This window comes from Hydrogenovibrio crunogenus (assembly GCF_004786015.1).
In the GTDB taxonomy this organism is placed as follows: Bacteria; Pseudomonadota; Gammaproteobacteria; order Thiomicrospirales; family Thiomicrospiraceae; genus Hydrogenovibrio; species Hydrogenovibrio crunogenus.
The window spans coordinates 829467-842294 of the sequence record NZ_CP032096.1 but is presented as its reverse complement, the minus strand read 5'-3'; the positions used below and the strand labels follow the sequence as shown (position 1 = coordinate 842294).

Genomic DNA, 12828 nt, shown 5'->3' with positions numbered 1-12828 from the left:
AGTCTTTTTTTATTCCAATCAAAAGTTACTATACCCACATAAACAAAACTAAAACCTAAGTACAATTATAGAAATACAAAATTACGAATACTTAGTTACCGTTTAAAACAATAATTGGAAATAACTATCTCAATTTATTTTTGCCATTTTTACCATTTTTTAACCTATCTTATTGTTTTTTATAACTAAATAGACTTTTGGCACTTCCACTGCTGGATTACCTCCAGATTTTCAGATTTCATTCTGGAATTAATTCATGAGATGTCAGCACAAAAATAAACCGTGACTGGCATTCTAAAAAAATACTAGAGGATTACTTATGTCATCATCTGTTGAAACATTTTACGAAGTCATGCGCCGACAAGGAATTACACGTCGTAGCTTTTTAAAATATTGCAGCTTGACTGCCGCAGCGCTAGGCCTTGGACCAGCCTATGCAAACAAAATTGCCACAGCAATGGAAACCAAACCTCGTACTCCTGTTATTTGGTTGCACGGGTTAGAATGTACCTGTTGTTCTGAGTCATTTATTAGAGCAGCTCATCCTTTAGCTAAAGATGTTGTGTTATCAATGATCTCTTTAGATTATGACGATACGTTAATGGCCTCTGCCGGTCATCAAGCTGAAGCGATTCTGAGCGAAATCAAAGAAAAATATAAAGGCAATTACATTTTAGCAGTTGAAGGTAACCCACCTCTTAACCAAGATGGAATGTCTTGTATCATTGGCGGTAAACCTTTTTCTGAACAGTTAAAATGGATGGCTGAAGATGCCAAAGCAATCATCTCTTGGGGTTCATGTGCTTCGTGGGGTTGCGTACAGGCCGCTAAACCAAATCCTACACAAGCAACCCCAGTACACAAATTTTTAGGTGCAGGCTATGACAAACCTATTATTAAAGTACCTGGTTGCCCACCTATTGCAGAAGTTATGACAGGTGTTATTACCTACATGCTTACATTTGACCAGATTCCAGAACTTGACCGACAAGGTCGTCCTAAAATGTTTTATTCACAACGAATCCATGACAAATGCTATCGCCGCCCTCACTTTGACGCAGGTCAATTTGTAGAAGAATGGGATGATGAAGGTGCTCGTAAAGGTTACTGCTTATATAAAGTAGGCTGTAAAGGCCCTACAACATATAACGCATGCTCTACTGTACGCTGGAATGAGGGAACATCTTTCCCTATCCAAGCTGGTCATGGTTGTATTGGTTGTTCAGAAGATGGCTTCTGGGATAAAGGCTCTTTCTATTCTCGTGACACTGAAATGAATGCATTTGGTATTGAATCTACTGCCGACAAAATTGGTACCGCCGCTGTAGGTGTTGTTGGTGCCGCCGTTGTTGCACACGCTGCAATGAGTGCAGTCAAAGCTTCTCAGAAAAAGGGAGATGAATAAGCATGTCTATTTTAAAAACACCAAATAATTATGAAATGAATAACGGTGGACGCCGAGTAGTGGTTGACCCTGTTACTCGTATCGAAGGGCATATGCGCTGTGAAGTAAACGTTGATGAAAACAACGTTATTCAAAATGCCGTATCAACAGGCACTATGTGGCGTGGTTTAGAAGTTATATTAAGAGGTCGCGACCCTCGTGATGCATGGGCATTTGTAGAACGTATCTGTGGCGTATGCACAGGTTGTCATGCACTTGCTTCTGTTCGCGCCGTTGAAGATGCTCTAGATATAGAAATCCCTCAAAACGCCGTCTTAATTCGTGAAATCATGGCAAAAACATTACAAATTCACGATCACATCGTTCACTTTTATCACCTGCATGCACTTGACTGGGTTAACCCTGTAAATGCACTTAAAGCAGACCCTAAAGCAACGTCTGAGCTACAAAAAATTGTATCGCCATCACACCCAATGTCTAGCCCTGGCTACTTTAAAGACATTCAAACTCGTATTCAAAAATTTGTTGAATCTGGTCAACTGGGTATTTTTAAAAATGGTTACTGGGATAGTACAGCTTATAAATTATCGCCAGAAGCAGATTTAATGGCGGTTACTCACTATTTAGAAGCGTTAGATTTCCAGAAAGAAATTGTTAAAATTCACGCTATTTTTGGTGGTAAAAACCCACACCCTAACTATATGGTTGGTGGTGTTCCTTGTGCAATAAACATGGATGGAGATATGTCTGCAGGTGCGCCAATTAATATGGAACGCCTTAATTTTGTGGAAGCAAGAATTCAAGAAGGACGTAAATTCAACACAAACGTATATGTACCTGATGTTATTGCTATTGCCGCTTTCTATAAAGATTGGCTATATGGTGGCGGGCTTTCTGCTACCGATGTAATGGATTATGGCGCTTATCCTAAAGCGTATGGTGATAAATCAACTGATCAGCTACCTGGTGGTGCAATCATTGGTGGTGATTGGTCTACTGTTCACCCTGTCGATCCAAAAGATCCAGAACAAGTTCAAGAGTTTGTCACTCACTCTTGGTATAGCTACCCCGATGAAACCAAAGGATTACATCCTTGGGATGGTATTACTGAACCTAATTATGAACTTGGCGGAAATACCGTTGGTACAAAAACGGATATTAAAGAACTGGATGAATCTGCTAAATATTCATGGATCAAATCTCCTCGTTGGAGAGGCCATGCTGTTGAGGTTGGGCCTCTTGCTCGTTATATCTTGGCATACGCACAAGGTGTTGAGTACGTTACGAATCAAATTACAACGTCATTAGATCGTTTTAATGCTGTATGTCGTATTCTTGATCCAAACCATACTGACATCACTGATCTAAAAGTCTTTTTAGGTTCAACCATCGGAAGAACTTTAGCCCGAGCTTTAGAATCAGAATACTGTGGCGATATGATGCTTGATGATTTCAACCAACTTATTAGCAATATTAAAAATGGCGATTCATCTACAGCAAATACCGAGAAATGGGATCCTGTCACTTGGCCTAAGTTTGCTAAAGGGGTTGGAACGGTTGCCGCTCCACGTGGAGCACTGGCTCACTGGATTGTTATTGAAGATGGCAAAATCAAAAACTATCAAGCCGTTGTTCCAACAACATGGAACGGCTCTCCTCGTGATCCAGAAGGTAATATTGGGGCATTTGAAGCCTCTCTAATGGGCACTCCAATGGCTAATCCAGAACAGCCAGTTGAGATCCTTAGAACCTTGCATAGTTTTGACCCTTGTTTAGCTTGTTCAACTCACGTTATGAGTGAAGACGGCCAAGACATGGCAACAGTAACGGTTAGATAAAACGGATTGCTCTCTTAGGCAACTAAGAGAGCATAAAGGAGAATAAAATGTCTCATGAAAACTTAACAGGAGTTGAAAAGGTTTATGTCTATGAAGCTCCTGTACGACTATGGCACTGGATTAATATGCTTGCCATTCTTGTACTTGCGGTAACAGGTTACTTTATTGGTAATCCTTTACCAACTCTTAGCGGTGAAGCGTCGGACCATTATGTAATGGGAACCATCCGCTTTCTTCACTTCTCTGCAGCTTATATATTTGCCGTTGGCTTCTTAGGAAGAATCTATTGGGCGATTGTCGGTAATTCTCACGCTAGAGAATTATTCTACATCCCTATTTGGCGCGCATCATGGTGGGCCGGCTTTATTGACGAACTCAAATGGTATGCATTCTTAAAGAAAGAACCAACAAAACATGAAGGACACAACCCAATGGCGCAGTTTGCTATGTTCTTTATTTTTGTTTTAGGTTCAATCATGATGATTTTTACTGGCTTTGCTCTGTATTCAGAAGGTGCAGGCTTAGGCAGTTGGCAGGACACTCTTTTTGGCTGGGTAATTCCACTATTTGGTCAAAGCCAAGATGTCCATTCATGGCACAGACTTGGATTATGGATAATCACTGTTTTTGTCATTGCTCACGTTTACGTTGCCATTCGTGAAGATATCATGTCTCGTCAATCAATGGTTAGCACCATGATTAGCGGTTGGCGTTTCTTCAAAGATAAAAGATAGTCCCACATAATTAAAAATTAATAGTAGTACCCTCCCTCAGTCTTACCTCGTAGTTACTGCGAGGTTTTTTTATGTTTGATTTCAAATATTGGTATTAAAGATTTTACCAGGCCTGTAAAAAACAAACCTCCTCTTAAAAAACTTACTTAACGGCTTGGCCTATTGCTATTGACTGATCATTAGCAGGCAACATTCGATGTTTTAAAACAGCAATCTCTTTTGGCATTGCGTGTTCAATTAAATAAATTAACCAACTGTTTTGGCAAACCCCACCACTAAATACAACCGAATCAAAATCATATTCATTTTTTAGTTTACTAATCATACTCACGATTCCATTAGCAAAACCAATATGAAAACGACAAGCAATATCCTCTAACAAAACGCCCTGCTCAATATCAACTAAAACCGCTTTAAAAATAGAACCAACAGAAAGCAGGTAATTTAATTCCTGTTCACTTTCGCGACTATTACTCACAATCTCACATAAATAACCCAAGTCTTTATTTTTAAGAACGCCTTCTTTTGAAACATAAGCCTCAAATTCCGTCGCTGCTTGGCCTTCATAACTCACTTGTTCAAAACAGATATTACATAAAGCTGAAACGGCATCAAATAAACGGCCCGCTGATGAAGACATTGGTGAATTAATAGACTGTTTAAACATCTGTTCCAATAAATCAATCGGCTTGTTTTTGAGTTTTGCCAAACTTTGTGCCGATTTATATTCATTCAATAAAACATCTAACCCAGCAAAATCTTTTAAATCTCTTAAATAAGCATATAAATTTCGCCAAGGCTCTTTATTTGCTTTATCGCCACCCAATAACGGCTTAGCTTGAAGTGAAGCCACTCTGTTAACGGCATGATAATTACCATACAAAAACTCACCACCCCAAAAATGGTTTTCTTCACCGTACCCCAAACCATCAAGAATAACACCCAAGTAATTTGCACCAGAATCAGGTATACCATTTTCAACCATACAGGCATTAAAATGCGCGTGGTGATGTTGAACAGGATTGTTTTTTAAACCATGATTTCGACTAAAATCATCCATAAATCCACTTGAAAAATAACCTGGATGCAAATCCGTTTGAATTTTTTCAGGCCTTAATTGATACAGCTTAGTCAAATCATCCAACGCTTCTTTGTATGCGGTTTGTACATCAAAATTAGCTAAGTCTCCCAAATAATGAGACAGAATAATTTGCCCGTGATGCCTAATGGCTATTGAATTTTTTAAATCACCACCCGCTGAAATCGTAGCAGTATCTACTTCAAATCCTTTAGGTAAATTCACTTTAAAAGGCGAAAACCCTCTAGACTGCCGCAACACCAAAAAGTCATCATCTGGCGTAATTAAAACAACCGAATCTTCTAAACGTCTTACAATCGGACGATTATGAGTCAATAAATGATCTGCCAAATCTAATAAAGCCTTTTCATGTTCTTGCAAATAAGCTTGCGGCATGCCAGAACGGTTTGCAGAAGTAAAAACCAATACTCCATGCCCCGATTCTTTTTGCCACTTTTGCATTAATAAAATATGCAATGGATTACTCGGTAACATAAAACCAAGTTTTGATTGATTAGGAGCAATGGATTCTGAAAGGGAATATGGTGAAGTATTTTTGGTTAACTTAGGCATTAAAACAATGGGCGACTGTACCGAACTTAACCAAGTTTTAGCGCTGTTTCCAACATCACAATAATGGCCAACACTTTCAATATCTGCCGCCATTAAAGCAAATGGCTTAGCTGGACGATATTTACGTTCACGCAATAAATTGCAAGCTTTATCATTCATAGCATCACACACCAAGTGATAACCACCTAAGCCTTTTACAGCTAAAATCTTGCCTTGTTTTAAAAATAAGCAGGCCTGGTCAAACATTGAATCAGAATCTAAATCCTCAAATGACCAGGCCTGGTAATTTTGATTTTCTTTTATTTCGCCGTGTTTAGCCAAATACAATTTAGGCCCACAATCAGGGCAAGCATTGGGTTGTGCATGAAAACGTCTATCCGCAGGATTGTTATATTCAGCCAAGCATGCATCACACATTTCAAAATCAGCCATAGATGTCTGTGCTCGATCATAAGGCATGTTTTTAATAATGGAATATCTTGGCCCGCAAAGTGTGCAGTTGGTAAACGCATAACCATAACGTCTGTTTTTGGGATCATTTATCTCAGAACGACATAAATCACAAGTGGCCGCATCAGGCAATACAACAGTATTCATCACGCCTGTTTTACTTTCTACAATATCAAAACCACTTACCGTGTTTAGCTTTTCAATTTGTTGAGGGCTAACAATATTCGTTACGGCTACCGTTTCAACACTTGCCAAAGCCGGAGCATTTTTTTTAATCTCATCAACAAAGCGCTGTAACTGTACATTATGTATTTTGATATCAATCAAAACACCTTCCGAATCATTTAATACCCAACCCGTCGCTTCAAACTGTTTTGCTAACTGCCAAATAAACGGCCTAAATCCTACACCTTGAACACAGCCAGTTACTCGAATATTGCAAAAAGCAAACATCTAATAAGGCCTAACTATTGAACCGTTTGATGTTGCATATTTTCTATCAAACCAATCACTTCTTTAGCCTTGGCATTTTCTTTTAACGTTGTTGGTAACGCTTGAATAAGTTGGCTAGCCAAGTCGATAAGATTCATTTTTACCGCAATAGCTATTTCAATCAATTTTACTTCTTGATCTAGCGGGTATTTAGAGCTGTAAATTCCCACAATACTTTGCGCTTCTTCATACTGTTCTGAAGCCAGTAATATCTCAATTTGTTTTTCTAAAACATGAATACGATGTTGTTGCTCTGTTAAAACATAAGGCTCTAATAATTTATCTATTTGCACCTTAGACAACACACCCTTAGCTTGCGCCACCAGTTCTTTTTTATGAAACAGTTTTAAATCAGGAATCGACTCAACCTTACAGTCATCTAAAACTTGATCGACCTCTTTATCATCAATATCAATAACCGCAATATTAAGACGCTCTTCATATTCCTTGGCAACAGTTTCTAACAATGCATTCACTTCCTGACAAGGCTCGCACCAACTTGCCGTAAAAAAAACGGCTATTGGATTATGCAAAGAACTATCAATAACGGCTAGCTTAAAATCAGATGCTGGAATTTGTTTAATGCTCATAAAAAAACCTTAAAAAGTAAAAGAGCCTTAACTAAAAAGGCACCATATTAATACAACAAAATACCCTTAAATTTTAACAGAAACAGCATTTAAAAGCGCTGCTTTCCCAGCAAATAATTAATTAATTTTTAAGGATTTTTACCTCTCAAAACGACTGCTTCATAAAACAAATTTTAAGCCCTTAATTTTTTTCTAAAATTAATAAATACCAACACAATTTCAAGTTGTTTTTTTTAAAAAATAAGTAAACTCATGGCGTTTAGCTTAAGCACAATATTCCTCCTACCAAAGTTGCAAATTAACAAAGATTTTTGTTTTCGATTTGTCACTGATTTGTCACACAAAAAAATACAGAAATTTCTTCAAATAAAATTTGACACTTACAAAGCCCCTCTACACAATAAGCAAATTATATTTTGGCCACATAGCTCAGTCGGTAGAGCAAGCTTCAAAGCTTTTGGATGGTTAGGATTTATTTCAATAAGCTTATCTACAAAATACTTCGCCTCAACCATATTCCCTTTTTTCAACAAATCATGACAAAACTCAGTTAGATATTTCACTCGCTTTTTAGGGTTCTTAGTATTTCTAAAATTGTCTTCACTCTGAAGTTCTATTTTTTCAGACATAAATAACAACCTTTATTTACATTATGAGAATAGATGTCTTTAGTTAAATTACTAAAACTCTGTCATTAATTTTTACAACCGTTGAGCCAATGGCTTTGTACACTTAAAAACTCAAACCTGCACTAAAAGCTCTAACAATGCACTTTCGACTTCAAGAGGCTTTTCTTTCTTAACGTCTATACATTCTTTTTATGTCACATCATTTAGCTTTAATTTCATCATAATATTAACTTTTTTAATAAATCCCGCTTATTGCGATGCCTTACTTGAATAACCTATAAGTTCAAAAAGAATTTTATCCTCCCAAGTCCTTGAGCCTTTACGATGCTCAAAAATCACCGATTTTTTAATAAAACTAGGTAACTCTTTTCTCTGAGAAGTTTTTCGTTTTTCACCCTCTATCGTAGATGTGCTTTTAACACGACGACGAAACTTACCCTGATATTCAACAACTTTAGACAGAAACTCATATAGCTGGCTCGACGAAACGGTATTATCATAAGTTTCAAAAATTAACCCGCTAAAACCTTTTTCATTAGGCTTCCTCTGAATTTCAAAGAAAAATAATACCGTTCCATCAGGCATTGTCATTTTAACTAACAAGGCAACTCTCGTTATAACTTGGTTATACTGGTTTTTACAATAGACAGCCCAGCTACTGTTATTTTTTTGCCCAATTAATTTGGTTGGAAATGACACAAAAGCAGGCATTAAATTCAAGTTTGTGAGTGAATCTAAGAATTCTAATTCTTTAATTTTTTGGCTCGCGAATAAAGACAGGAGAGCATTTTTTACCGTATCAAGAATTTCAAGTTGGTTAACGTATTCAGTCGTATCGCCGCCTCTTTCAGATTGCTTTAATTGCCCAATCCCTTCAGAGTTCTTACTACTATTTAACTCTCCAGAAGAAAGACCTCTTAGTTTTTGCCCATCAGCTCTATTCTTATTTCTTCGCTTTATATCGCTCTGCGTTGTCTCTACAAAATCTTCAACATCTGGCGATTTACCTAAAATCATCACTTCACTTAAAATATGAGCACCAGCGGCGTTAACGTTTGGATCGGTACCAGGAATTATTGGCACATCCTGAAAGTTACCAATAGCACCTCCAGCTGTAAAGCCACCACCATTATTCTCACCAGTACCCTGGATTGGATCGTCTTCTAGTCCTGTATAAATCGTTTCCATAAGTACTTGATTAATCTTATGCGTTGTTGGCAAAGAACATCCTCTTACTCTTAACATCAAGAAAGTTTGGTCATCAATCCAAATTCCATCGCCACTCAACCGCATACTCTCAGGGTGATAAGGAAGAACATCCGGATGGCGGTCAGGATAATTACGTCCTGACGGGTCTTTATTAGCTTTAGTTAAGCTATTTCTTAGAACTCTGAGTCGTTCTTTAGTAACAGCATTGCCGTGGGCATACCCTAAAAATGCTAGGTTTGTTTGATGCTTTCTAGACTTCATATATAGGTCATATTCACCGAGCTTATTTTCACCTGATTCGTCCAAATCAATATAATCAGCTAACGCATCATCTAAGTTAAGGTTTACAACCTTGTTTCTCAGCTGTTGCTCTCGTGGGGTATAACAACTAGTTAAAAACTCAATGGAAGGAATTAAAACAGTACATTCATCATTCGAAATTAGTTTTGTTAATTTAGATTTAGACATTTGACCTAAATATACAGCTTGTCTTTTAAGGTCTCTTGTTTCCTCTTCATTCAAGTTATCACTACTTTTAAGTTTAGTATTTATTTTTGACTTGGTACCAAATGCCAATGAATAGGCAAATGGGGGTATTTGATAGTAGTCTGTCGATGGGTCTTTTTCGGAAAATTCGATTGAGGAAGGCGGAGAGTTAATAAAATCAAAATCAAAAACTACAGAGCGTTCATAAGTCTTAGAATATTGCGCCCAAAAACCTTCAACACGTCGTTGACCTAACCATACGGTACCGAGTCGAACAATATCCGCTTGAGCTAATGGGATTTTGTAAACTGTTTCATATTCATCAAGTCGATTATCTACAATGCTTCTCAATGAGACTAGGAAATGTGGAGCCGTGCTTAAATTGTGGCTTACATGTACAGAACCAAACCCCCAGACAACTCTTAATTGTTGGTCATTTGGAAAAGAAGCTATAGGAGGGTAATTCAAGATGCCGCCTTATATGAAAAATAAGGAACGGAACCAGCATGATTTTTATCAACAAAGCTTTGGTAGCGTCTTTTATGAAAAAGTAGCAGGTTTAGTGATAACTGACAGCATGTGTTTACCCTCTTATTTTTAATAATTTAAGCATTTGAATCTACTGCTGATTGACTAGCAGAACTGGAACTACTGTCACCCGGGCCTGAACTTACCTCTTTATTGGTAAGACTCGATGGTGCATTAGCATCCTGACCATCCGGTACGCCACCAGAACCACCTTCACCGCCAGCCCAGCGAATGACATTCTCTGGTAGCCATGTTACCAAACGCAGGCATTCCTAACAAAAAAATAATAAATTATGCGTACAAAATAAACTAATAAGTATGAGTTTTTATTTGAGAGTGATTGTTAGCGTTTTATCAGCTCGAGAGTATCTTAGTTTTGATTAGTTTTATACTGTCCCGAATGAACAAGAGCTCAATGAATGTGCGTGTTTGAGATCTCTACGAAGGTGAATTGTGCTTCTGTTGTCAATGTCATTGACAACACCTGATTGTTTAATAAGAAATTCATCAGAGTCAGTAAATTCAGTTTTTTTCATTAACGTCATTTCAACCAAGTCTGTAGAAGTACAGTCATTTAGTAATCTCTAAATATTGTGGTAAATTATCAGGCGCATAGCGTTCATTCATGATAGCGCTATTTAAAGCAACGTAACCGTTTTGCTCTGAACGACCGTAGCCACCATGAATATGCCCGAAAAGGTGAGCTTTCAGGGTATCTAATTCATTAATGCGTTTTAACAAAAATGGACAGCCAACAGATGAGATGCGAGGATCTTCTTTATTCTCTGCATATAAATCATCTAATATCCCTTTAGCGGGTCCATGGGTAATCAATACATCTACATCATCTGGAATTTTGGGCCACAACGTTTCAGCTTCGTGCTGATGAAGCTGAAAACCCCAATCATGAAACCAAGGTGTGTAAGGGCTTCCCCAAAATTTTATGCCATCAATCTCTACTGATTCGTTAATCAACAAATGCATACCTTTTGGAAAGAATTTATCTCTTTGCTCAGGCTTATTTTGAAATTCTTCACAAAGAATATCGTGATTTCCAGGCACCAGAATCTTGTGTTTAAATGGCAATGAGTCGAACCACTCAATAAAGTTTTTTAACTCATTCTCACAGAGTGAATGCGCCATAAAATCGCCACTATGAACCAGTACATCAATATCACCAAACTTATTTATTAAAAGGTCTAAACCTGTCGCTTGTGCTTGGTTTGAGCATGTAGGCGACCATAAAAGATTAGGTTGACATCCATGCGTGTCGCTAATGTGTGCAATCTTCATTTCCTTCACTCCTCAATCATTCGCTTCCAACTTCGTCTAACTCTAAAACATGTAACCCGGTTGCTGAGTTGGAATATTGAATGCCGTTGTCAGTCATTATGCCTTTTGCTTCATGAATATGTCCAAATAAGTGCGCTTTAAGGTTGTCTAATTGATCAATCCGCTCTGCTAGACTTGGGCAACCCAACCTTTGAGTTCTGTCATACTTCTCGACTAGATCTAAAGTTTTAAATTTAGGTCCATGTGTAATCAGAACATCCACATCATCTGGAATTTTTTGCCAAATCGTTTCACCTTCTCCCGGATAAAACGTAAAACTTCCTCCGAATGGAGAAGGCGTCCAGGGAGAGCCATAAAACGTCACGCCATCAATTTCAATCAGCTCATCTTGTAAATAATCAATCCCTGTTAAATCGAATTCCTTACTCACATTTGAAGAATGAAAGAACGTATCGTCATGATTACCTGCAATTAAAATTTTATGTTTGGCAGGCATCGATTTAAACCACTCAAGAAAAAATTCGGTTTCTTCTTTAATTCCGTAATCTGAAAAATCTCCAGAGTGGATTAACACATCAATCCTTTCAATGGCTTCTATGGCCTCTGTTAGATTTCTATGTCTTCCATGACTGTCACTAATATGTACAATTTTCATTATTAAATAACCCTAAAATGTCCTCAGCCTGAACAATGGTTAATGCTTCACCCAAATGTCCAGTATCTATCCAGACCTGATTACCCCATATTACAGGTGTTTTTACTGGAGTATGTCCATGCACTGTGGCAATCACCTCTTTTACAAACTTTGGTTCATCTTGAAACTCTGGTACCCAGTAACAATCCCGTTCAACACTCCAAACCGATTCAATCGCTAGTCGATTCCAAATGGCTTCTTCCTGCACTTTTTTGTTTTGGATGAGTCCATCAATAAATGCCGCCCAAGAATCAAACCTTCCAGGCACTTCTGCATGAACAAGTCCTATCTCTCCAAGCTCTGTTTCCAGCGTTATCGCATAAGGCAGTTGTGACAGGTTTTGATGAATACGTTGCTTTGCAACTTCGCTTGAAAGCTTATCAAACCACTTACCACCATTATTACGATGATCTTTTATCGCATCGGATTGTGTTCTTACAGCGCTCATATAAAGCGGCTTGGCAAATGGTAAATCAAAGCGCTCGATAAGCATTTGCTCGTGATTACCCCTGATTGAATAAAACCAAGGTTTTTCATAAAGCATTGTTAGCACTGCTAAGCTATTTTTACCACGATCAATTAAATCACCTAGTGCAAATAAACGGTCTTTTGATTCATCAAAGTTGACACTTTCTAATGCCTTAAACAATCGTTTTTTATGGCCGTGAATATCACCAATAATAAAGTCGCGACCCATCCTATTTTTATTTATTTTTTGATGAATGCTTATGTTTACTTGATTGTCCATTTAAATTAATCCACACACAAAATCCAAAAAATTTTACTCGTAACGTCAATACTCCTGACCAATAAACTTCTACTTTTATTT

Annotated in this window: 11 protein-coding genes; 3 read left to right on the top strand and 8 right to left on the bottom strand. The window is 37.7% G+C overall.

What is annotated here, in order from left to right; translation table 11 throughout:
• The first annotated feature begins 319 nt into the window (after window positions 1-319).
• Genes GHNINEIG_RS03950 through cybH form a run of 3 tightly spaced genes read left to right on the top strand, consistent with a single transcriptional unit; the run spans window position 320 to window position 3977 of the window.
• Window positions 320-1405: a hydrogenase small subunit gene (locus tag GHNINEIG_RS03950; RefSeq protein WP_135795437.1), complete on the top strand. Its 1086-nt coding sequence runs from the start codon at window positions 320-322 to the stop codon at window positions 1403-1405.
• Window positions 1406-1440: 35 nt separating this feature from the next.
• Window positions 1441-3243, top strand: a complete 1803-nt coding sequence (locus GHNINEIG_RS03945) for a nickel-dependent hydrogenase large subunit (RefSeq protein WP_223260931.1) — start codon at window positions 1441-1443, stop codon at window positions 3241-3243.
• Between the two features lie 47 nt (window positions 3244-3290).
• Window positions 3291-3977, top strand: coding sequence for a Ni/Fe-hydrogenase, b-type cytochrome subunit (gene cybH / locus GHNINEIG_RS03940; RefSeq protein ID WP_135795435.1), 687 nt, complete (start codon window positions 3291-3293; stop codon window positions 3975-3977).
• Window positions 3978-4119: 142 nt separating this feature from the next.
• Here the strand turns inward: cybH and hypF are convergent, their stop codons facing one another.
• From hypF to GHNINEIG_RS03900, 8 genes are all read right to left on the bottom strand, one after another.
• Entirely contained in the window at window positions 4120-6531 is a 2412-nt protein-coding gene (hypF, locus tag GHNINEIG_RS03935; RefSeq protein WP_135795434.1) for a carbamoyltransferase HypF, read from the bottom strand.
• 14 nt (window positions 6532-6545) lie between these two features.
• On the bottom strand, window positions 6546-7160 hold the full coding sequence (locus GHNINEIG_RS03930; RefSeq protein WP_135795433.1) for a thioredoxin family protein: 615 nt from the start codon (window positions 7158-7160) through the stop codon (window positions 6546-6548).
• A gap of 380 nt (window positions 7161-7540) precedes the next feature.
• A complete protein-coding gene (locus tag GHNINEIG_RS03925) occupies window positions 7541-7789 on the bottom strand; it encodes a hypothetical protein (RefSeq protein WP_135795432.1) in 249 nt (82 codons plus the stop codon).
• A gap of 249 nt (window positions 7790-8038) precedes the next feature.
• On the bottom strand, window positions 8039-9952 hold the full coding sequence (locus GHNINEIG_RS03920) for a hypothetical protein (RefSeq protein ID WP_135795431.1): 1914 nt from the start codon (window positions 9950-9952) through the stop codon (window positions 8039-8041).
• A 137-nt stretch (window positions 9953-10089) separates the two neighbouring features.
• Window positions 10090-10272, bottom strand: coding sequence for a hypothetical protein (locus GHNINEIG_RS03915; RefSeq protein WP_135795430.1), 183 nt, complete (start codon window positions 10270-10272; stop codon window positions 10090-10092).
• A 310-nt stretch (window positions 10273-10582) separates the two neighbouring features.
• Window positions 10583-11305 carry a metallophosphoesterase family protein gene (locus GHNINEIG_RS03910; protein ID WP_135795429.1) on the bottom strand — a complete coding sequence of 241 codons (723 nt, stop codon included), beginning with the start codon at window positions 11303-11305 and terminating at the stop codon, window positions 10583-10585.
• 16 nt (window positions 11306-11321) lie between these two features.
• Window positions 11322-11960 carry a metallophosphoesterase family protein gene (locus GHNINEIG_RS03905; RefSeq protein ID WP_135795428.1) on the bottom strand — a complete coding sequence of 213 codons (639 nt, stop codon included), beginning with the start codon at window positions 11958-11960 and terminating at the stop codon, window positions 11322-11324.
• Window positions 11941-12747 carry a metallophosphoesterase gene (locus GHNINEIG_RS03900; protein ID WP_135795427.1) on the bottom strand — a complete coding sequence of 269 codons (807 nt, stop codon included), beginning with the start codon at window positions 12745-12747 and terminating at the stop codon, window positions 11941-11943. Before GHNINEIG_RS03900 ends, GHNINEIG_RS03905 begins: the two co-directional genes overlap by 20 nt.
• Window positions 12748-12828: the final 81 nt, after the last annotated feature.